Origin of the sequence: Xanthobacter autotrophicus (assembly GCF_005871085.1) — a bacterium.
GTDB lineage: Bacteria > Pseudomonadota > Alphaproteobacteria > Rhizobiales > Xanthobacteraceae > Xanthobacter > Xanthobacter autotrophicus.
This window is the reverse complement of record NZ_VAUP01000028.1, coordinates 279,227-300,744: the sequence shown is the minus strand read 5'-3', so window position 1 is coordinate 300,744 and position 21,518 is coordinate 279,227. Positions and strand designations below refer to the sequence as shown.

Here is a 21,518-nt window from a genome sequence, read left to right as displayed (position 1 = left end):
ATAGAGGTCCGGTCGCGGATTGGGCGGCGAAGCGAGAGTCGAGAAGGTGAGGATGGGGTCTGAGCGAGGCAAGGGCGTCGGCGGTACGATCCGCCATGTGGCCCGCAAGATCGTGTTCGGGCTCGTCCTGGCCGGAACGGCGGCAGGTGGCGCCTCGCAGGCGCTGGCCCAGGCCGGCAGCCCGGCGTGCATGCAGCTCGAATCCTCGCTAACGTCTCTCGACCGGGGCGCCAACGGCGCCGCCGCCCAGCAGCAGCAGGCGGCGAAGCTGCGGGGCGACCTCGACCGGCTCACCTCCCAGGCCCGCGGCATGGGCTGCGATGCCCCGCGCGGCTTCTTCATCTTCCAGGGCCCGCCGCGCCCGCCCCAGTGCGACCAGATCGACGACCAGGTGTCGCGCATCCGCTCCCAGCTCGCCGGCGTTGAGCGCGGCGGATCGGACCAGAGCGGCCAGCGCCGGGCGCTGATCCTCGCCCTCGCACAGAACAATTGCGGCCCGCAATACACCGCCGCCGTGCAGGCGTCGCGGCGCCCCGCCGAGCCGCAGAAGCCGCGCAACTTCTTCGAGGCCATCTTCGGCACGCCCCAGAGCGCGCAGGAAGAGGAAAGCACGCCGGACCTCGCCACTATCCCGCTGGACCAGCCGAAGCAGTATTCCTCCCGTACCGTGTGCGTGCGCACCTGCGACGGTTATTTCTTCCCCATGGCGAACTCCACCAACTCCAGCCGCTACGCGCAGGACGACCAGCTGTGCAAGCGGCTGTGCCCGGGCTCGGAGGCGCAGCTCTTCACCTACAGCGGTGACATCAAGTCGGCGGTGAGCATTTCCGGGCAGTCCTACATGTCGCTGCCCAACGCGCTGCGCTATCGCAAGGAGCTGGTGTCGTCCTGCACCTGCAAGCCCGCCGGCCAGTCCTGGGCACAGGCCCTCGCCGGGCTCGAGGACGAGACCACCCTGCGCAAGGGCGACATCCTCGTGACCGAGGAGCAGGCCCGCGAGATGTCGCAGCCGAAGTTCAACGACCCGGCCTCTAACGCCAAGGGCAAGAATGCGCAGCGCCAGCCGGTCACCGACCCGGCAGCGGAAGCCGGCGGCCCCGTGGCCGCCACCGCCGCTGCCCCGCTCGCCCCGGCCTCCGAGCAGCCGGGCCAGCGCAAGGTGCGCATCATCCCGCTGCCGCGCTCCCAGAACGCCCAGAACCAGCAGAGCCCGCAGGGCGCGGGACAAGGTACCGCGCAATAGGCGGCACCTCAGATCGACGCTTGCAGCCTTCGAAGACGCACGAGCACCGTCATGGCCGGGCTTGTCCCGCCATCAACGCGGTTGGGCTTGGACCAGTCTTGAGAGGTGTGTGCGAGTTGAACGACGTGGGTGCCCGGGACAAGCCCGGGCATGACGGTGGGTGATTGCGAGTATGCCTTCTTGAATTTCCAACCGGGATCCGAGCCGCTCCACGCCCCTCGGGCTCGCCCCCGTCAGCATGATTGGCCCGAGCGGATCCGGCCTACGCCACCTCGCCGCCCAGCCGTCCCGCCACCCGCGCGCGGCCCATCAACGGCAGCAAAGCGGCAAGCTCCGGCCCCTTCTCCAGCCCAGTCAGGGCGAGCCGTAGCGGGTGGAAAAGCGTCTTGCCCGAACGCCCGCTCGCCGCTTTCACCGCCTTGATCCAGTTCGCGTAGGTCTGCCCATCCCAAGGCTCCGGCGGCAGCAGGGCCGCCGCTTCGCCGAGGAAGGCGCGATCGGCCTCCGCCACGACGCCGGCGGCGGGCTGGGACACCAGCGCCCACCAATCCGCAGCCTCCGGGAACAGCGTGAGATTGCCCCGCACCGCCAGCCAGAACGGTTCGCCGCCGCCGATACCCGCCGCAGCAAGTCGAGGAGCGACCGTGGCGAAGGGCATCATGTGCAGGGTGCGGGCGGTAAGCTGGGCCAGGTCGTCCGGATCGAAGCGGGCCGGGGCGCGGGAGATGTGGCCAAGGTCCACCATGCCTGCCAGCGCGTCGAGGCTCTCCACCGCCTCCACCGCATGGGAGGTGCCCACCAGGACGGCCGCCGCCGCAACCGCCAATGCCTCGTGCCCGGCCTCGCGCAGCGCCGAGAGCGAGAGGTGGCCGAGCCGCTTCGACAGCCCTTCGCCCGACGGCAGGGTGAGCAGGTTGTGGTGGGCGAAGCGCGGCGCCGGTCCGCCCAACGCCTCGAAAATCTCGATCTGGACCGCCGTATTGGTCACATGGTCCTCGCCCCGCACCACATCAGTGACGCCCATGGCGAGGTCGTCCACCACCGAGGGCAGCGTGTAGAGGAAGCTGCCGTCGGCGCGCACCAGGACCGGATCGGACAGGCTCGCCGTATCCACCTGCTGCGGCCCGCGCACGCCGTCATCCCAGGTCACGACGCGATGGTCGAGGCGGAAGCGCCAGTGCGGGCGGTGGCCCTCGGCCTCCAGCCGGGCACGGTCGGCCTCGGTGAGCGCCAGCGCCGCGCGATCATAGACCGGAGGCAGGCCGCGCGCCCGCTGCAGCCTGCGCTTCAGCTCCAGCTCATCCTCGCTCTCGTAGGCGGGATAGAGCCGCCCGGCCGCCTTCAGGCGCTCGGCAGCGGCCTCATAGTCGGCGATGCGGTCCGACTGGCGGAAGGTGCGGTCGGGGGCGATGCCCAGCCACGCGAGGTCCGTCGCGATGGCGTCGGCATATTCCGCGCGGGAGCGGGCGGTGTCGGTGTCGTCGAAGCGCAGGATGAAGGTGCCGCCGGCGCGCCGGGCGAGCAGCGCGTTGATGAGGGCGGTGCGGGCATTGCCCACATGGATGAGACCCGTGGGCGACGGCGCGAAGCGCAGGACGGGACGGGATGGAGCGGAGCGGGACGACGCGGAGCGGGACATGGGGAGCCCATAGCCCGCCGCGGCCCATCCGTCGATGGGCAGGATAGCTTGGAGGGGAGATCGGCCCTCGGCCTGCGCCTGAAAGAAAGAAGCCCGGCCGTGATGGCCGGGCTTCAATTGGTTCAGCGGAGTTGCTGGTTCAGCGCGGCGGCGGGCAGTCCGGCCCGCGGCAGTCCGGCCGTCCGCCGCCCGGGGACCGCTGCGGCTGAGCCTGGGGCTGGCGCTGCGGCTGAGCCTGAGGCTGCCCCTGGGGTTGGCGTTGCGGCTGGCCCTGCTGCTGCGGCGGACGCTGCTGCTGGTACTGCTGCGGCGGACGCTCCTGGCGCTGCTGCTGAGGCGGACGCTGCTGGTACTGCTCCGGCGGACGTTGCTGGCGCTGTTCCTGCTGGCGTTGCATCTGCTGCTGGCGCTGCTGGATCTGCTCCTGCTGGCGCTGTTGCTGTTGCTGACGCTGCTGACCCTGCTCCTGCTGACGCTGTTGCATCTGCTGCTGGCGCTGCTGGATCTGCTCCTGCTGGCGCTGCTGCTGTTGCTGGCGCTGCTGGATCTGCTGTTGCTGACGCTGCTGCAACTGCTGCTGCTGGATCTGCTGGCGCTGTTGCTGCTGCAACTGCTGGCGCTCCTGCGGCGACGGCGGGCGGTTAGGCAAGCCATTCGGCCCGGGACCGCCGGGACGACCGGGACTACCCTGCTGACCGGGCTGGCCCGGAGGCTGGCCGGGCACACCAGGACGGCCGGGACCACCCGGCTGACCGGGCTGACCGGGCCCACCGGGCTGACCGGGACCACCGGGCTGGCCGGGAGTCGTGCCGGGCTGGCCCGGAGGCTGGCCGGGCACACTGGGACGGCCAGGACCACCCGGCTGACCGGGTTGACCGGGACCACCGGGCTGGCCGGGAGGCGTGCCGGGCTGGCCCGGAGGCGTGCCGGGCTGGCCCGGAGGCTGGCCGGGGACACCGGGACGGCCGGGACCACCCGGCTGACCGGGTTGACCGGGACCACCGGGCTGGCCGGGAGGCGTGCCGGGCTGGCCCGGAGGCTGGCCGGGCACACCAGGACGGCCGGGACCACCCGGCTGGCCAGGCTGACCGGGACCACCGGGCTGACCCGGAGGAGTACCGGGCTGGCCCGGAGGCTGGCCGGGCACACCGGGACGGCCAGGACCACCCGGCTGACCGGGTTGACCGGGACCACCGGGCTGGCCGGGAGGCGTGCCGGGCTGGCCCGGAGGCTGGCCGGGCACACCAGGACGGCCGGGACCAACTGGCTGACCGGGACCGCCAGGATAACCGGGCTCACCCGGACGGCCGGGACCGCCAGGATAGCCGGGGCCGCCCGGTCCACCGGGACGGTTCCAGCCGGGCGGGGGCATGGGGGTGACGGACGGGGGCGGCTGCATGCCGGGAGGGGCGATATAATTGTTGCGCCACCAGCCGGGCTGGCGCGGCCCCGGAGGCGGGGCATACCAGCCGGGACGCGGCCGGGGTGCATAGCCTTCCCAACGGTAGCGGTCGGCATACCAAGGCTGGTTCACATAATAGGGCCGGCCCACATAATACTGGTTCCAGTATTGCGAGGCGGCGAAGGCCACAACAGGCACGCCGATGGCCGCCACGCCCCAGTCGGGAAGCACGGCGGTTCGCCCCTGCACTTCGGAGCCAAGATATTCGCTGTAAACCCAGCCGCGGTAATCCTGCCAGATCACGTCGCACCAGGATTCATCCTCCAGGCAGCCCTCGATTTCGAGCGGCGAGCCTTCGGGAATGACACCCAGGCTGGGGAATTCGGTGTCCGGGCCGGTGCGGATATTCACATTCGCGGTGGAAAAGCCCGGCGCCGCCTCGGCCGCCGACACCATCCCTGCCATCGCCAGGCCCGCGACCCAGCCTGCCAGTCTGAGCACCCTCATGGATCACTCCCATTCGACTCGATAGAGAGTCGATGCACTTAGTTTATCTCCGCCCTCATGGCGTTTCATGTCCCAAGGCGCGGTCATTCCTAAGCGGCAGGAAGGCGCAATTGCGTCACGAGATGGTAAACGGAACGATATCCCGCACGTTCTCGTCGATGCGGATCTCCCGGTCCAGCGGCGGAAAGGCACGCAGATCGCAGTCGCGGCGCGGGCAGATGCGGCAGGAGACACCCAGCTTGGCCACCGGCGCGGCCTTCAGGTCCAGCCCGTCCGCATAGACGATGTCATGGCCGAAGGCGACCTCGCACCCCAGGCCGAAGGCATAGGCCCGCGAGGGCTGGCCGTGGCGCAGGGACGGGCTGACCACGGCGCGGGCGAGACAGATGTAGCGCGCGCCGTCGGGCATCTCGCCCACCTGCACCAGCGTGCGCCCCGGCATCTCGAACGCCTCGTGCACATTCCAGGCGGCGCAGGCCCCGCCGTGGCGGGCGAACTGGAAGCGCGTGGCCGAATGGCGCTTGGTGATATTGCCGGCGCGGTCCACCTTGGCGAAATAGAAGGGTACCCCCTTCGCCCCCGGCCGCTGGAGCGTGGACAGGCGATGGCACACCTGCTCCAGGCTGGCGCCGGTCTCCAGCACCAGGCGGTCGAGGTCGTGCCGCTGCCGCCGGGCGAGGTCGAGGAAGTGGCGGTAGGGCAGCATGAGCGCGCCGGCGAAATAATTGTGAAGCGCCAGCCGGCAGATTTCCGCCGCCGTCTGGCTGCGGAAGGCGCCGGAGGCCACCGTATCCTCCACCAAGGCCCCATGCTCCAGCTGGGCGATGGTGGCGGCGATGCGGAACGCCCGCGACGGTGCCGACAATACCCCCGACAGCACGAGGCGCCGCAAGCGCGGATCGAAGCGGGACAGGGGCGCATCCGGGTCCGGCGGCCCGACCTCCACCTGCACGGAGTGGCGGCGGGCGAGATGGGCGGCGAAGGCAGCGGCGGGGTCCGCACCTTCCAGGATGCCGAGGCTGGAGGCGGCGGCCTCCGCGGCGCGGTCGAGGGGGTCCACGTAATTGTCGATATAGTGGAAGAAGTCGCGCACTTCCTCGTAGGGGATCAGCTTCGCCTCGTCCGCCCCCGGCGCCACGCCGGCGGTGAGCATGTCGTCGAGGGAGGCGCGCCATTCCGCTGTGCGCCGCAGCGCCACGTGCATGCGCAGGAAGGCATGGGCGAAGGCGGGGGAAAGATTGGCCACCGCCTTCATGTCCTGCAGGCCGAGGTCGAGATCCTTGAACAGCGGGTCGGCGGCGGTCTCGCGCAGGTCCGCCACCAGCCGGTCGAGGTCCTCGGCGCCGAAGGAGGTGATGTCCACGGCGAAGGTGCGCGAGATGGCGATCAGGATCGAGGCCGTCAGCGGGCGCTGGTTGCTCTCGATCTGGTTGATGTAGGACGGCGAGACGGTGAGGCGCTGGGCCAGCTCGCTCTGCTTGAGCCCCAGCTTTTCCCGTAGCCGCCGCACCGCATGGCCGGCATAGATCTTCTGACGCATGGACGGCCCCGACTTCGGGATTGCAAATTCTTCACAATAAACAACGTGAATTTTTCACATATTCCCAACGCCCGCAACTCCTGTTAGCCGACAGCAGCCTTGGGGAGCAGAGGCAGCGCAAAGCTTGGGCTTTCGCCGCCTTTGAACCCTCGATAGTCTCGATTTCACAAACACGGTTCCAAGCACCGCACTGGGGAGCGCTCGGCATGAAGGACATCCTCGAAGAGCTCGAAAGCCGGCGTTCCGTCGCCCGACTCGGCGGCGGGGCACGGCGCATCGAGGCCCAGCACGCCCGCGGCAAGCTCACCGCCCGCGAGCGCATCGAGCTGCTGCTGGATCGCGGCACGTTCGAGGAATACGACACCTTCGTGCAGCACCGCTGCGTGGACTTCGGCATGGCCGATCAGAAGGTCCCCGGCGACGGCGTCGTCACCGGCTGGGGCACGGTCAACGGCCGCAAGGTTTTCGTCTTCGCCAAGGACTTCACCGTGTTCGGCGGCTCCCTCTCCGAGGAGCACGCCCGCAAGATCACCAAGATCCAGGACATGGCGCTGAAGACCCGCGCCCCCATCATCGGCCTGTTCGATGCCGGCGGCGCGCGCATCCAGGAAGGCGTCGCGGCGCTGGGCGGCTATGGCGAGGTGTTCAAGCGCAACGTCGTCGCCTCCGGCGTCATCCCGCAGATCTCGCTGATCATGGGCCCGTGCGCCGGCGGCGACGTCTATTCCCCGGCCATGACCGACTTCATCTTCATGGTCCGCGACACCTCCTACATGTTCGTGACCGGCCCGGAGGTGGTGAAGACCGTCACCAACGAGACCGTCACCTCCGAGGAGCTGGGCGGCGCCAAGGTGCACACCACCAAGTCCTCGGTGGCCGACGGCTCCTACGAGAACGACGTGGAGATGCTGCTGGAGACCCGGCGGCTCATCGACTTCCTGCCCTCCAACAACCAGGAGGGCGCCCCCGAGTGGCCGTCCTTCGACGATCCGGGCCGCTACGACCAGAGCCTCGACACCCTGGTCCCGGACAATCCCAACAAGCCCTACGACATCAAGGAGCTGATCCTGAAGGTCGTGGACGAGGGCGACTTCTTCGAGATCCAGGCGGCCTATGCCCGCAATATGGTGACCGGCTTCGGCCGGATCGAGGGCCGCACAGTGGGCTTCGTCGCCAACCAGCCCATGGTACTGGCCGGCGTGCTGGACAGTGACGCCTCCCGCAAGGCGGCCCGCTTCGTGCGCTTCTGCGACGCCTTCGAGATCCCCATCGTGACCTTCGTGGACGTGCCCGGCTTCCTGCCCGGCACGGCGCAGGAATACGGCGGCCTCATCAAGCACGGCGCCAAGCTGCTGTTCGCCTATTCGCAGGCCACGGTGCCTTTGGTCACCGTCATCACCCGCAAGGCCTTCGGCGGCGCCTATGACGTGATGGCGTCCAAGCATGTGGGCGCGGACGTGAACTATGCCTGGCCCACCGCCCAGATCGCGGTGATGGGCGCCAAGGGCGCGGTGGAGATCATCTTCCGCGCCGACATGGGCGACCCCGACAAGATCGCCGCCCAGACCAAGAATTACGAGGAGCGCTTCCTGTCGCCCTTCGTGGCGGCGGAGCGCGGCTATGTGGACGAGGTGATCATGCCCCACTCCACCCGCCGGCGCCTCGCCCGCGCGCTCGCCATGCTGCGCACCAAGAAGCTCGAGCAGCCCTCGCGCAAGCACGACAACATGCCGCTTTGAGGGTGGCCCGCTGAGGCCTGCGTCGGCGACGCCGGTCCTGCGCCGCCCAAGGGGCGGCGCCCCCTCCCACCCTCCCCCGCAAGCGGGAGAGGGCTTTCCCTACCAGCACGCCGCCACCCCCTCTCCCGCTTGCGGGGGAGGGTTGGGATGGGGGCAGAGCGGTTGAGGGAGAGGCACAAGGCTTCTCAAGATTTCAGCGCCTCGAGCGCGGGAGACACTTAAATGTTCTCGAAGATCCTGATCGCGAACCGGGGTGAGATCGCCTGCCGCGTCATCAAGACGGCGCGCAAGATGGGCATCAAGACCGTCGCCGTTTACTCGGATGCCGACAAGGACGCCCTCCACGTGGAGATGGCCGACGAGGCGGTGCATATCGGCCCGCCCCAGGCCGCCCAGTCCTACCTCATTGCCGAGAAGATCGTGGAGGCCTGCAAGCTCACGGGCGCCGAAGCGGTGCATCCCGGCTACGGCTTCCTGTCCGAGCGCGCCTCCTTCCCCAAGCTCCTGGCGGAGCACGGCATCGTCTTCATCGGTCCCAATCCCCACGCCATCGACGCCATGGGCGACAAGATCGAGTCCAAGAAGGCGGCGGCGGCGGCGAATGTCTCCACCGTCCCCGGCTATCTGGGCGTGCTGGAGAACGGCACCGAGGCGGCGAAGATCGCCGACGAGATCGGCTATCCGGTGATGATCAAGGCGTCCGCCGGCGGCGGCGGCAAGGGCATGCGCATCGCCTATTCCCGCGACGAGGTGCAGGACGGCTTCGACCGCGCCAAGTCCGAGGCCAAGTCCTCCTTCGGCGATGACCGCGTGTTCGTGGAAAAGTTCATCGTCGACCCGCGGCACATCGAAATCCAGGTGCTGGGCGACAAGCACGGCAACGTCATCTATCTGGGCGAGCGCGAATGCTCCATCCAGCGCCGCAACCAGAAGGTGGTGGAGGAAGCCCCCTCCCCGCTGCTTGACGAGGCCACCCGCAAGAAGATGGGCGAGCAGGCCGTCGCCCTCGCCAAGGCGGTCGGCTACGACAGCGCCGGCACGGTGGAATTCGTCGCCGGCCAGGACAAGAGCTTCTACTTCCTGGAGATGAACACCCGCCTGCAGGTGGAGCATCCGGTCACCGAGCTGATCACCGGCATCGACCTCGTGGAGCAGATGATCCGCGTCGCCGCCGGCGAGCCCCTCTCCATCACCCAGGACGACGTGAAGCTCACCGGCTGGGCGGTGGAAAGCCGCATCTATGCGGAAGACCCCTACCGCAACTTCCTGCCCTCCACCGGCCGCCTGGTGCGCTATCGCCCGCCGGCGGAAGGCAAGGACGGCCCCATCACCGTGCGCAACGACACCGGCGTCTATGAGGGCGGGGAAATCTCCATCTTCTACGATCCCATGATCGCGAAGCTGGTGACCCACGCCCCCACCCGCGCCATCGCCATCGAAGCGCAGGCGGACGCACTGGATGCCTTCGCCATCGACGGCATCGGCCACAACATTCCGTTCCTGTCGGCGCTCATGTCCCACCCGCGCTGGCGGGACGGCCGCCTCTCCACCGGCTTCATCGCCGAGGAATATCCCGACGGCTTCCACGCCCGCGCGCCGGAAGGCGAGCTGGTGCATACGCTCTCGGCCGTGGCGGCGGTGATCGACCACATCCACAACGCTCGCAAGCGGCACATTTCCGGCCAGACCTCCGGCGTGCCGGTGGCCTTCGCCAAGCGCCGCATCGTCCACCTCTCCGCCGCCGAGGAAACCCTCTCCACCCCGTGCGAGGTGGAAGCGGTGGACGGCGGCTACAAGGTGCAGATCTTCGATGCCGACGGCACGGCCGGCCACACCCACCTGCTGCGCTCCACCTGGAAGCCCGGCGACGTGGTGTGGACAGGCACCATCGACGCCGACCAGGTGGCGGTGCAGGTGCGCACCATCCCCAACGGCTACCTTCTGGCCCATCGCGGCATCGCCACCAAGGCGCGGGTCTACACCGAGCTGTCGGCTTCGCTGGCCGCGCTGATGCCGAAGAAGGAAACCGCCGGCGGCGGCAAGGAACTTTTGTGCCCCATGCCGGGCCTCGTGGTCTCCATCGCCGTCACCCCCGGCCAGGAGGTGAAGAACGGCGAGATCCTCGCCATCGTGGAAGCCATGAAGATGGAAAACGTGCTGCGCGCCGAGCGCGACGGCGTCATCAAGGCAGTCCACGCCAAGGCCGGCGACAGCCTCGCCGTGGATGCGGTGATCCTGGAATTCGCGTGATGGGGACGCGGGAGCGGGCTGTCCCCTCTCCCGCTTGCGGGGGAGGGTTAGGGTGGGGGCCTGCTGGCCACACGCCCTGCCGTGTGAAAGTCTCTCGCTCGCCCGCCCCCTCCCCGGCCCTCCCCCGCAAGCGGGAGAGGGAGATCGTTGGAGCCCATTGATGCGCCTCCTCTCCCACCTCCTGAACCGCTTCGTGGAGAAGGGCCGCCTGACGGTGATCACCGCCGACGGGCAGCGCCATGCCTTCGGCTCGGGGCAGGATGGTCCGTCTGTCACAGTGCGCATGCATGACAGGAAGCTGGAGCGCGACCTGTTCTTCAATCCGGAGCTGGTGGCGGCGGAAGCCTATATGGACGGCCGCCTCTCGTTCGAGGACGGGGCCGGCGCGTTCGAGCTGCTGTCCTTGTTCTCGGTGAACCGCAAGGGGCTGGGTAGCCACCCGGTGCAGCAGGCGCTGCGCAAGGCGTGGCGCTCGGTGCGGCGGTTCCAGCAGGCGAACCCGGTGGCCAAGGCGAAGGAGAACGTCTCCTCCCACTACGACCACCCGGCCGCCTTCTACCGGCTGTGGCTGGACGAGACCATGGCCTACAGCTGCGCCTACTTCCGCGATCCGGAAGAGCCGCTGGCGGAGGCGCAGCGCAACAAGTTCCGCCACATCGCCGCCAAGCTGAAGATCTCCGCCGGCATGCGGGTGGCGGAGATCGGCTCCGGCTGGGGCGGGCTGGCCATCTACATGGCGAAGGAATGCGGGGCACAAGTCACCGCCATCAACGTCTCGCCGGAGCAGCTCGCCGAAAGCCGGCGGCTCGCGGAGGCGGCGGGCGTGGCCGGCTCCATCGACTTCCGCGAGGTGGATTATCGCAACCTGAAGGGCAAGTTCGACCGCGTGGTCTCCATCGGCATGATGGAGCATGTGGGCGTCTCGCATTTCGACGATTACTTCACCACCATCCGCAACCTGCTGGATGAGGGCGGCTTCGCGCTGGTGCACGCCATCGGCCGCATGTCGCCCCCCGGCACCACGGCGCCGTTCATCCGCAAGTATATCTTCCCCGGCGGCTATGTGCCGGCGCTGTCGGAGGTGTTCGCCTCCACCGAGCGCACCCACCTGTGGGTGGACGACTGCGAGGTGCTGCGCCTGCACTATTACTGGACCATCCGCGCGTGGCGGCGGAACTTCATGGCCCGCCGCGCGGAAGTGGACGCCATGATGGGCGAACGCTTCGGCCGCATGTGGGAATTCTACCTCGCCGCCGTGGAACTGGGCTTCCTGCACGGCTCCAACATGGTGTTCCAGTTGCTCCTCTCCGAGAAGCGCGACGACGTGCCGGTGCTGCGCGACTACATGTTCGACGCCGAGCGGTCGCTGGCGGCACGGGAGGGGCGGTGATGGACGCCGGCTTCTCCGATCCCCGGCATGACGCTGCTTCGCAGCGCACTGTTTCTCTCCTGTTCCCTCTCCCGGAGGTCCGCTCATGACCGCCCTGCCCTTCGCGACCAACCTTGCCCCCGTCACCCGCGAGGACTGGCTGAAGCTGGTCGAGGGCGTGCTGAAGGGCGCGCCCTACGACAAGCGCCTCGTCACCCGCACCTATGAGGGCCTCGCCCTCGACGCTTTGCCCGAGCGCAAGCCGCAAGCCCCCATCGTGGCGGGACGGCCGGCCGGCGCGCCGTGGGTCATCAGCGCGCGCGTCGACCAGAGCGACCTTGCCGCCGCCCACGAGCAGGCGCTTGAGGACCTGGACGGCGGCGCCTCCGGCCTCGCGCTGGTCTATGCCTCCTCGCCCTCGGCCTATGGCTTCGGCCTGCCGGACGGCGCCGACCTGAAGGTGGTGCTGAAGGACGTGCTGCTCGACCTCATCGAGACGCGCATCGAGAGCGGCGCCTTCCAGGGCCGCGGCGAGGACCTCGCCTTCGCCGATTATGCCGAGGCTGCGGGCTTCGATCCCAAGGGTCTCGCCGTCTCCTTCGGCCTCAACCCGCTGGGGGATTTCGCCGCTGCGGGCACCCTGCCCATGGCGTGGCCGCTTTTGGCCAAGCGCTTCGCCGAGACCTCCGCCATCCTCGCGGCACGCGGCTTTGCCGGCCCGTTCGCACGGGCGGACGGTGGCGTGTTCCATGCCGCCGGCGCGTCCGACGCGCAGGAGCTTGCGGCGGTGCTCGCCACCGCCGTGGCCTATCTCAAGGCCTATGGCGAGGCGGGCATCGCCCTGTCTGAGGCGGCGGCGCGCATCGAGGTCGCCCTGGTGGCCGACCTGAACCAGACCGCTACCATCGCCAAGTTCCGCGCCATCCGCCTGCTGTGGGGCGCGGTGCTGCGCGAATGCGGCCTGCCGGAAACCGCGCTGAAGGTGCACGCCACCACCGCGTGGCGCTCCCTGACCCGGCGCGACCCTTATGTGAACCTGCTGCGCAACACGGTGGCGGCGTTCGCGGCCGGCGTCGGCGGGGCGGACAGCCTCACCGTGCTGCCCTTCACCCAGGCTCTGGGCCTGCCCGACGCCTTCGCCCGGCGCCTCGCCCGCAACACCCAGGTGATGCTGCTGGAGGAGAGCAACGTCCACCGCGTGGCCGACCCCGGCGCCGGCGCCGGCGCGGTGGAGACCTATACGGATGGGCTCGCCGAAAAGGCGTGGGACCTGTTCCGCACCATCGAGAAGCGCGGCGGCATGGCCGACGTGCTGGAAGACCGCTGGTTCAAGGCCGAGATCACCGAGGTGAAGGCCCGCCGCGACAAGGATGTGGCCACCCGCAAGGCGCCCATCACCGGCACCTCGGAATTCCCCATCCTGGTGCAGCAGGCGCCGGAAGTGCTGGCGCCTTTGCCTGCCACCTTCGAGCCCGTGGCCGATGGAGCGCTGACGCCCCACCGCACGTCAGAGCCGTTCGAGGCCCTGCGCGACAAGTCGGAAGCCGCTGCCAAAGCGCCGGCCGTCTTCCTTGCCACGCTCGGCCCCGTCGCCGCCTTCACGGCGCGGGCGGGCTTCGCAAGGAACTTCTTCGAGGCCGGCGGCATTGCCGCTCCAGTACCGGACGGCTTCGCCGACCGCGACGCGCTGGTGTCTGCCTTCAGTGCCGCAGGCACGCCCTTCGCCTGCCTCGTCTCGTCGGACGAGGTCTATGCGGCCGAGGGGGCAGCCACCGCCGAGGCCCTGAAAGCCGCCGGCGCCAGCACCGTCTGGCTCGCCGGCAAGCCGGCCGAGCTGGAAACGGCGCTCAAGGCGGCGGGCGTTTCCGGCTTCATCTTCGCCGGTTGCGACGTGCTGGAGACGCTGGCGCGGGCGCAGAGCGCGGCGGGACTGGACTGAACCGAAGGACGGGAAGCGAGCCATGTTGCACACAATTGCGGGCCTCACCGCCCTCGCGCTCCTCGCGGCGGCGACGGCAGTTACCCCCGCCCGCGCCGACAACGCCAGGCGCTTCGACGGCAGCTGGGTGGTGCGCACCTCCGCCGAGGAGGGCAAATGCAACAAGAATTTCGACTTCAAGCTGGCCGTGAAGAATGGCAAGGTCACCTACGCGGGCTATTGGCCGGTGAAAGCCGCCGGCGGCATCAGCAAGCTAGGCCTGGTGCGGATGACCTTGACCCACGGGCAGCGCAAAGTCACCGCCACCGGGCTCGCCGAAGGCGATCAGGCCTCGGGTGACTGGTCCTCGCCCCAGCCCAAATGCAACGGCTCCTGGCTTGCCCGGCGCGCCTGAGCCAGAACCCGCCAAAGTCACGTCCCGCCAATGCCACCGCGGCCGATTTCGAGGGAACAGAAGATGAGCCGGATCCCCAACTTCGCCGACATCGATTGGCGCGCGCCGGAGCTGGGCGCCCCCTCCGCGGCCGCCGCCCCCTGGACCACGCCCGAGGGCATCCCGGTGAAGCCGCTCTATGGCCCGGCGGACATCGAGGGCCTCGACTACATCGACACCTATCCCGGCATCGCGCCGTTCCTGCGCGGGCCCTATGCCCCCATGTACGCCACCCAGCCCTGGACCATCCGGCAATATGCCGGCTTCTCCACGGCGGAGGATTCCAACGCCTTCTACCGCCGCAACCTCGCGGCCGGGCAGAAGGGCCTGTCGGTGGCCTTCGACCTCGCCACCCATCGCGGCTATGACTCAGACCACCCGCGCGTCGCCGGCGACGTGGGCATGGCCGGCGTCGCCATCGACAGCATCTACGACATGCGCACCCTGTTCTCCGGCATCCCGCTGGACCAGATGAGCGTGTCCATGACCATGAATGGCGCGGTTCTGCCCATTCTGGCGCTCTATGTGGTGGCGGCGGAAGAACAGGGCGTGGCGTCGGCCAAGCTCTCCGGCACCATCCAGAACGACATTCTCAAAGAATTCATGGTGCGGAATACCTATATCTATCCGCCCGCCCCTTCCATGCGCATTATCTCGGACATCTTCGCCTTCACGTCGAAGGAAATGCCTCGCTTCAACTCCATCTCCATCTCCGGCTACCACATGCAGGAAGCCGGCGCGACGCAGGACCTGGAGCTGGCCTACACGCTGGCGGATGGCGTGGAATATGGCCGCGCCGGCGCCGCCGCGGGCCTGCCCATCGACGTGTTCGCGCCGCGCCTGTCGTTCTTCTGGGCCATCGGCATGAACTTCTTCATGGAGGTGGCCAAGCTGCGCGCCGCCCGCCTCCTGTGGACGCGGCTGATGACCGACCTTGGGGCAAAGAACCCCAAGTCCCTGCCCCTGCGCACCCATTCGCAAACCTCGGGCTGGTCGCTGACCGCGCAGGACGTGTTCAACAACGTCATGCGCACCGCCATCGAGGCCATGGCCGCGACTCAGGGCCAGACCCAGTCCCTGCACACCAATGCGCTGGATGAGGCGCTGGCTTTGCCCACGGACTTCTCTGCCCGCATCGCCCGCAACACCCAGATCCTGCTCCAGCAGGAGAGCGGCACCACTCGCCAGATCGACCTGTGGGGCGGGTCCTATTTCGTGGAGAAGCTCACCGCCGACCTCGCCGCCAAGGCGTGGGCGCACATCCAGGAGGTGGAGGCGCTGGGCGGCATGGCCAAGGCCATCGAGGCCGGCATTCCCAAGCTGCGCATCGAGGAGGCGGCCGCCACCACCCAGGCCCGCATCGACGGCGGGGCGCAGACTGTGGTGGGCGTGAACAAGTTCAAGCCCGAGCGCGACCGCATGATCGACGTACTGAAGGTGGAGAACGCCACCGTGCGCGCCGCCCAGATCGACAAGCTCAAGCGCCTGCGCGCCGAGCGAAGCCAGGCCGAGGTGGACGGCAAGCTCGAAGCCCTCACCAACGGCGCGGCGGGCAATGGCAACCTCCTGGCGCTGGCCATTGACGCGGCCCGGGCCAAGGCCACGGTGGGCGAGATTTCCGACGCGCTGGAGAAGGTGTTCGGCCGCCATCGCGCCGAGATCCGCGCCATCTCCGGCGTCTACAAGCGCGAGGCGACCGCCATGACGGACAAGGTGGGCAAGCTGCAGAAGCTGGTGGAAGCGTTCGAGCAGGCGGAAGGCCGCCGGCCACGCATCCTCGTCGCCAAGGTGGGCCAGGACGGCCACGACCGCGGCCAGAAGGTGATCGCCTCCGCCTTCGCCGACCTCGGCTTCGACGTGGACATCGGCCCCCTCTTCGCCACCCCGGAGGAAGCCGCCCGGCAGGCGGTGGAGAACGACGTGCACGTGGTGGGCATCTCCTCGCTGGCCGCCGGCCACCTGACGCTCGTGCCGGCGCTGAAGGCGGCGCTGGAGGCGGAAGGCCGGGGTGACATCATGGTGGTGGTGGGCGGCGTGGTGCCCCCGCAGGACTATGAGGCCCTGAAGGCCGCCGGCGCCGAGGCCATCTTCCCCCCCGGCACGGTCATCGCCGACGCGGCCAAGGAACTGCTCGGCACCCTGTCCCAGCGGCTCGGGCACACGCTCGAAGCGGCGGAGTGAGTTCAGCCACCGGGCTCGCGCCATTGGGCTCCACCCTGCGGGTACTGGAGCCCGCCCCGCACGTGCTCGCCTTCTACGACGGGCGCGTGCCGGGGGTGCGCCTGCACGGCGCCCAGGAGAACTGGCTGGACGATGGCGCCTATGCCCTCGGCATCGCCTCCTATGCGGTGCTGGATGGCGAGGAGGCGCTGGTCTACGACACCCACGTCTCGTTGGCCCATGCCCGCATCATTCGGGAAACGCTGGAGACGCGGGGCGCCCGGCGCATCCGGGTGGTGCTGAGCCATTGGCACGACGACCATGTGGCAGGTAATGAGGTATTCGCCGATTGCGAGATCATCGCCAACCGGGAAACCGCCGCCCTGCTCGCCGTCCACAGGGCGCGGCTGGAGGCGGGCGCCCCACCCATCTGCCCGCTGATCCTGCCGAACCTTCTGTTTGAACAGCGACTTCAGCTGAACATCGGTTCGGTTCCGGTGATGCTTTTCCACATGGATATCCACAGCCGGGACGGCACGGTCGCCCTGCTTCCGAACGGGTTGCTTCTCGCCGGCGACACCCTGGAAGACCCCATCACCTATGTGGACGAGCCCGACCGCCTCGCCATCCACCTCGAAGGGCTGGAGCGGCTCGCGGCACTGGGCGCCACGCGCATCCTGCCCAACCACGGCACGCCGGAGGTGATCGCCGGCGGCGGCTACGGGCCGGCGCTGATAACGGCCACCCGTCTCTATGTGCAGCAGCTGCTGCGGCTGAAGGCCGAGCCGGAGCTGGCCGGGCTGGACCTGCGGACCTTCGCCAAGGCGGCCTTCGCGACGGGGGCGGTGACGTATTTCGAGCCCTATGAGGCGGTGCACCGGCGCAATGTGGTGGCTGTGGTCGCCTCCAACCCCTGACGGCGCCCCCTCACCCCGCCTTGTGCAGGCTCACGCCGGCCTTGGCCTTGCCCAGCAGCCCTTCCGCCTTGGCCACGATGGCGTCGGCGTCGAGGCCGGCGGCGGCCAGCTGGCGGGCTTGGCTCTCCTGGTCGATGTAGATGTCGGGCAGCACCATGGCGCGCACCTTCACCGTGCCACGGTCGAGCAGGCCCTCGTCGGTGACCAGCTGGAGCACGTGGCTGCCGAAGCCGCCCACCGAGCCCTCTTCCACCGTGATCAGTGCGCCATGGCCGGCGGCGAGCTTCAGCACCAGCTCCCGGTCGAGGGGCTTGGCGAAGCGGGCGTCGGCCACGGTGACGGTGAAGCCGGCCGCCTCCAGCCGCTCGGCGGCGTCCAGGCAGGCGGCAAGGCGGGTGCCGAGGGAAAGCAGGGCAACATCACCCTCCCCGGTTCCGTGCACGATGCGGCCCTTGCCGATGGGCAGGACCTCGCCGCGCTCGGGCCGCTCCACGCCGACGCCCTCGCCGCGTGGGAAGCGCACGGCGCTTGGGCCGTCATCGAAGGCCACCATGGTGGCCATCATGTGCACCAGCTCCGCCTCGTCGGCGGGGGCCATCACGGTCATGCCCGGCAGGCAGGCGAGGAAGGCGATGTCGAAGGCGCCCGCATGGGTCGCCCCGTCCGCCCCCACGAGACCGGCGCGGTCGATGACGAAGCGCACGGGCAGGCCCTGCAGCGCCACATCGTGCACCACCTGGTCATAGGCCCGCTGGAGGAAGGTGGAATAGAGCGCGCAGAACGGCTTGAAGCCTTCCGCCGCGAGCCCGGCGGCGAATGTCACCGCATGCTGCTCGGCGATGCCCACGTCGAAGGTACGCTCGGGATGGACTTGGCCGAACAGGTCCAGCCCCGTGCCCGACGGCATGGCGGCGGTGATGGCGACCACCTTGGGGTCGCGCCGCGCTTGCGAAATCAGGCTCTCGGCGAACACGCGGGTATAGGAGGGGGCGTTGGACTTCGCCTTCACCTGGGCGCCGGTGACCACGTCGAACTTGACCACGCCGTGGTACTTGTCGGCGCTGGCCTCGGCGGGGGCGTAGCCCTTGCCCTTCTGGGTCACCACATGGACCAGGATGGGGCCGGTCTTGGCGTCCCGCACGTTCTTCAGCACCGGCAGCAGGTGGTCCAGATTGTGCCCGTCGATGGGCCCCACATAATAAAAGCCTAGCTCCTCGAAGAGGGTGCCGCCGGTCCAGAAGCCGCGGGCGAATTCCTCGGCCCGCGCCGCGCCGCGCTCCACGAACTTGGGCAGGTGGCCGGCGATCTGCTTGCCGATCTCCCGCAGCGAGCGGTAGGTCTGCCCCGAAATCAGTCGCGCCAGATAGGCCGACATGGCCCCCGTGGGCGGGGCGATGGACATGTCGTTGTCGTTGAGGATGACGATGAGGCGCGAATCCATGGCCCCGGCATTGTTCATGGCCTCATAGGCCATGCCCGCCGACATGGCGCCGTCCCCGATCACGCACACCACGTTGCGCTCTTCCCCAGAGAGATCGCGCGCCACTGCCATGCCGAGGCCGGCAGAGATGGAGGTAGAGGAGTGCGCCGCGCCAAAGGGGTCGTATTCGCTCTCCGAGCGGCGGGTGAAGCCCGAGAGGCCGCCGCCCTGGCGCAGCGTGCGGATGCGGTCGCGCCGGCCGGTGAGGATCTTGTGGGGGTAGCACTGGTGGCCGACATCCCAGATCAGGCGATCGTGGGGGGTGTTGAACACGTGGTGCAGGGCCACCGTAAGCTCGACCACGCCCAGGCCCGCGCCCAGATGCCCGCCGGTCACGGAGACGGCATCGATGGTCTCCGCGCGCAGTTCGGCGGCGAGCTGGGCCAGTCTGTCCTGGGGCAGGCGCCGCACGTCGGCGGCATCGTGGATGGTATCGAGCAGCGGGGTCTTCAGCAAAGTCACGGACAACTCCGTCCGGAACGAACCGGGAAAATGAGCCTTACACACGCGCGCGGTGGCATGCAACGGACAAGGCCGATGGGGAGGGTGTCACCAGGCGACCGCCTCCCGTGGCTCTGCGCAAGTCTGCCAGGGAGTCATACGCGCGGGGATGGCGTTTGGAGCACGTCATCAAAACATCCCGCCATTTTTCCGCTCCGGATGGCGAAGCGGTGCAGATCAAGGCACGCCAGCGCCAGCACGCAGCCCCCGGCCAGCTTGGCGATCTGCGGCAAGGTCGGGCGCGAGCAGCCATATTTCTCAAGCACATAGCGCTCAGACTGCATCTTGGCCCGGTTGACCCGGAAGGTCTGGCCGAACGACGGCGCGCTGGAGCGCCCGCCCGCATGGGTCACCCGCGCCCCTGTCACCACGATGATGGGAATGTGCCGGGCGATGGCCCGCAGCGAGAGGTCGTCGTCCTCGTGATAGAGGAAAATGGCCTCGTCGAAGCCGCCCAGCGCAAAGAAGGCCTCCCGCGCCATCATGAAGGCGGCGCCGTGGACGAAGCGGGTGCAGTAATCCCCAGCGATCTCGTCCGGCGACAGGCGCAGGCGGCGGGGAACCTTCTCCAGGATGGAGCCTTCCTTGCGCATCAGCCGGCCGTTCTCCCCCAGGATGGCCGGCATCAGGATGGCCGGATCGCCATAGCGGCCGGTGGCGGCCAGCAGCGCCGGCAGGGTCTCGCCATCCAGCACCGCATCGGGATTGAGGAACAGGACGTAGGGCGTGGCCGCCCGCCGCGCGCCGGCATTGCAGGCGGTACCGAAGCCGGCATTGGCCGGCATGGCCAGAAAATCCACCGATCGCGACAGGCCGGCCCGCCAGGCGGCGCCATCGGGGCTTGCATTGTCTACGATCACCACCGGGCACTCGGCCGGCACGCTCGCCACCGCCCGGCCGATCACCGCCCCGCTGTTGTAGGTGACGAACACCACGGTCACGGCGGACAAAGGCGAAGCGGTGGACGGATCGGCGGACACGAGACCCTCGCTACCAGAGCGGTTTCGAGCGAAGCGGAGACCGGCTCGCGGGACGAAAACGCGTCAACACAGGTTTCTCGAATGATTGCCGTGAGCCACGGCGAACGGCGATCACGCGAACGGGCGGTTCAAGGCCCGCCCGGTCTTCCTGCCTTCAGGAGGCCGCGAACACAAGCTCCGGCTGCAATGCGGCGCGCAGACGCTTCAGCTCGGGATGGACGGCGACGCCGGACATGGCGGAAAGCACCGCTTCGGGGTTGATCACGCTCATGCACCGGCGCTGGTAGGGGCACAGCGTCTCTGACGGCAACGTGCAGGGCGCGCAGCCGGCCCCCCCATGCACGACCACCGTGGCCGGCCCCATGGGCGCCCAGACACGGATGTCGGTAAAGCCGGAGAACAGCGCGACGGTGGGCATGCCGATGGAGGCGGCAAGATGGGTGGTGCCCGTGTCCACGCCGACAAAGGCGGCGGCGGACTGCATCACGCCCGGAAGGTCGGCAAGGTCAACCTGGCCCACGAGATCCCGCAGCCGGTCCGGCGGCAGTACGGCGGCGATCCGCGCCGCCATCTCGGCCTCCTCGCCCCGGCCGATGACGACGACATCAAGGCTCGTGCGCTCGACGATCGCCGCGGCAAGGCCGACCCAGCCCTCCGCCGTCCACCCCTTGATGCCGAGACGCGTTCCCGGCGCGAGGATCACGCAGTCGCTCAGGTCTCCGGCGGGATGGGGACGGCTGGCGAAGCGCGCCGTCTCCCCGCGCATGTCACGGGCATGCACCAGCGCTTCCACCAGCAGCACCATCCGGGTGGAGGAATGGCTCATCGCGGGCCACGGCTTGCGGCGCATGCAGCGCTCCAGCTCCGGTAGCGCGATGTCGAGGGCGTAGAGATTGACCGGATCGGCGAAGCCGACGCGGACCTTGGCGTCCAGGCCCCAGAGCAGGGCGCGCGCCTCGTCTTCCTGCCTCAGGTCGATGATGATGTCGTGGGCCGGCAGCCCCAACGCTTTGAGCTCACTGACGTCGTCCGCATTGGCGAAGCGCGGCTCCTGCATGCGGGCGCCAAAGAAATCAAAGCTGTAGACCGCGGAGAACAGGCCGGTTGAGCGCGCCAGATCCGCCACGAACGGCGCACACAGAAGCGAGACGGCCGAGGTGGGGAACGCCGCCCGCAACCGCTTCACGGCGGGCAGGGCGGTGACGAAATCGCCGATATGGTCGAGCTTCACCACCAGAATGGACGGGGACGAGCCAAGAGCGCGAAGCGTGTTCGAGGGGCTGGTCCACACCTGCGCCACCGGCGCGCCCAGGGGGCCGACTCGAGGCTTCCTGGGTTTGCCTCCGCGAAGAAGATCACGCAGCTTCATGACAGCAGGTCCGACGCGAACATCACGGGATTGCACGAGTAACGCGAAAC

At 69.0% G+C, this 21,518-nt stretch carries 14 protein-coding genes and 1 pseudogene; 8 read left to right on the top strand and 7 right to left on the bottom strand.

The features are described from left to right. Positions 1-52 precede the first annotated feature (52 nt). Complete coding sequence (locus tag FBQ73_RS13195; RefSeq protein WP_138399950.1) at positions 53-1,243, top strand: DUF2865 domain-containing protein; 1,191 nt, start codon at positions 53-55, stop codon at positions 1,241-1,243. Between the two features lie 262 nt (positions 1,244-1,505). On the opposite strand, the gene FBQ73_RS13190 is transcribed toward FBQ73_RS13195, so the two are convergent. The 4 genes and pseudogenes from FBQ73_RS13190 to FBQ73_RS13180 form a co-directional block, all read right to left on the bottom strand. Then, positions 1,506-2,882 carry a glutamate--tRNA ligase gene (locus tag FBQ73_RS13190; protein ID WP_138399949.1) on the bottom strand — a complete coding sequence of 459 codons (1,377 nt, stop codon included), beginning with the start codon at positions 2,880-2,882 and terminating at the stop codon, positions 1,506-1,508. A gap of 139 nt (positions 2,883-3,021) precedes the next feature. After that, the gene (locus tag FBQ73_RS23205; protein ID WP_246089690.1) at positions 3,022-3,492 is read right to left on the bottom strand and encodes a hypothetical protein; all 471 of its coding nucleotides are present in this window, start codon (positions 3,490-3,492) and stop codon (positions 3,022-3,024) included. Positions 3,493-4,554: 1,062 nt separating this feature from the next. After that, positions 4,555-4,740: pseudogene (locus FBQ73_RS23525) on the bottom strand (SH3 domain-containing protein); the annotation flags it as partial. Positions 4,741-4,906: 166 nt separating this feature from the next. Further along, entirely contained in the window at positions 4,907-6,331 is a 1,425-nt protein-coding gene (locus tag FBQ73_RS13180) for a helix-turn-helix domain-containing protein (protein WP_138399948.1), read from the bottom strand. 206 nt (positions 6,332-6,537) lie between these two features. On the opposite strand from FBQ73_RS13180, the gene FBQ73_RS13175 reads away from it, so the two are divergent. From FBQ73_RS13175 to FBQ73_RS13145, 7 genes are all read left to right on the top strand, one after another. After that, on the top strand, positions 6,538-8,070 hold the full coding sequence (locus FBQ73_RS13175; RefSeq protein ID WP_138399947.1) for an acyl-CoA carboxylase subunit beta: 1,533 nt from the start codon (positions 6,538-6,540) through the stop codon (positions 8,068-8,070). A 222-nt stretch (positions 8,071-8,292) separates the two neighbouring features. Next, positions 8,293-10,320, top strand: coding sequence for an acetyl-CoA carboxylase biotin carboxylase subunit (locus tag FBQ73_RS13170; protein WP_138399946.1), 2,028 nt, complete (start codon positions 8,293-8,295; stop codon positions 10,318-10,320). A 160-nt stretch (positions 10,321-10,480) separates the two neighbouring features. Next, complete coding sequence (locus FBQ73_RS13165; RefSeq protein WP_138399945.1) at positions 10,481-11,710, top strand: SAM-dependent methyltransferase; 1,230 nt, start codon at positions 10,481-10,483, stop codon at positions 11,708-11,710. Between the two features lie 85 nt (positions 11,711-11,795). After that, positions 11,796-13,628 (top strand): methylmalonyl-CoA mutase subunit beta, encoded by a 1,833-nt coding sequence (locus tag FBQ73_RS13160; protein ID WP_138399944.1) that lies wholly within the window; start codon positions 11,796-11,798, stop codon positions 13,626-13,628. Positions 13,629-13,650: 22 nt separating this feature from the next. Next, entirely contained in the window at positions 13,651-14,022 is a 372-nt protein-coding gene (locus FBQ73_RS13155) for a hypothetical protein (protein WP_138399943.1), read from the top strand. 63 nt (positions 14,023-14,085) lie between these two features. After that, complete coding sequence (gene scpA, locus FBQ73_RS13150; RefSeq protein WP_138399942.1) at positions 14,086-16,242, top strand: methylmalonyl-CoA mutase; 2,157 nt, start codon at positions 14,086-14,088, stop codon at positions 16,240-16,242. Then, the gene (locus FBQ73_RS13145; protein WP_138399941.1) at positions 16,239-17,138 is read left to right on the top strand and encodes an MBL fold metallo-hydrolase; all 900 of its coding nucleotides are present in this window, start codon (positions 16,239-16,241) and stop codon (positions 17,136-17,138) included. Before scpA ends, FBQ73_RS13145 begins: the two co-directional genes overlap by 4 nt. 10 nt (positions 17,139-17,148) lie before the next feature. On the opposite strand, the gene dxs is transcribed toward FBQ73_RS13145, so the two are convergent. The 3 genes from dxs to FBQ73_RS13130 form a co-directional block, all read right to left on the bottom strand. Next, a complete protein-coding gene (gene dxs / locus FBQ73_RS13140; protein WP_138399940.1) occupies positions 17,149-19,080 on the bottom strand; it encodes a 1-deoxy-D-xylulose-5-phosphate synthase in 1,932 nt (643 codons plus the stop codon). Positions 19,081-19,214: 134 nt separating this feature from the next. Beyond that, entirely contained in the window at positions 19,215-20,099 is an 885-nt protein-coding gene (locus FBQ73_RS13135; RefSeq protein ID WP_138399939.1) for a glycosyltransferase family 2 protein, read from the bottom strand. Between the two features lie 154 nt (positions 20,100-20,253). Continuing rightward, positions 20,254-21,390 carry a glycosyltransferase family 9 protein gene (locus FBQ73_RS13130; RefSeq protein WP_170218880.1) on the bottom strand — a complete coding sequence of 379 codons (1,137 nt, stop codon included), beginning with the start codon at positions 21,388-21,390 and terminating at the stop codon, positions 20,254-20,256. Positions 21,391-21,518: the final 128 nt, after the last annotated feature.

What these genes read in the sequence shown, in the direction of transcription:
- FBQ73_RS13195 (WP_138399950.1), top strand. Translation starts at nt 53, where the DNA reads ATGGGGTCTGAGCGAGGCAAGGGCGTCGGCGGTACGATCCGCCATGTG.
- FBQ73_RS13190 (WP_138399949.1), bottom strand. Translation starts at nt 2,882, where the DNA reads ATGTCCCGCTCCGCGTCGTCCCGCTCCGCTCCATCCCGTCCCGTCCTG.
- FBQ73_RS13180 (WP_138399948.1), bottom strand. Translation starts at nt 6,331, where the DNA reads ATGCGTCAGAAGATCTATGCCGGCCATGCGGTGCGGCGGCTACGGGAA.
- FBQ73_RS13175 (WP_138399947.1), top strand. Translation starts at nt 6,538, where the DNA reads ATGAAGGACATCCTCGAAGAGCTCGAAAGCCGGCGTTCCGTCGCCCGA.
- FBQ73_RS13170 (WP_138399946.1), top strand. Translation starts at nt 8,293, where the DNA reads ATGTTCTCGAAGATCCTGATCGCGAACCGGGGTGAGATCGCCTGCCGC.
- FBQ73_RS13165 (WP_138399945.1), top strand. Translation starts at nt 10,481, where the DNA reads ATGCGCCTCCTCTCCCACCTCCTGAACCGCTTCGTGGAGAAGGGCCGC.
- FBQ73_RS13160 (WP_138399944.1), top strand. Translation starts at nt 11,796, where the DNA reads ATGACCGCCCTGCCCTTCGCGACCAACCTTGCCCCCGTCACCCGCGAG.
- FBQ73_RS13155 (WP_138399943.1), top strand. Translation starts at nt 13,651, where the DNA reads ATGTTGCACACAATTGCGGGCCTCACCGCCCTCGCGCTCCTCGCGGCG.
- scpA (WP_138399942.1), top strand. Translation starts at nt 14,086, where the DNA reads ATGAGCCGGATCCCCAACTTCGCCGACATCGATTGGCGCGCGCCGGAG.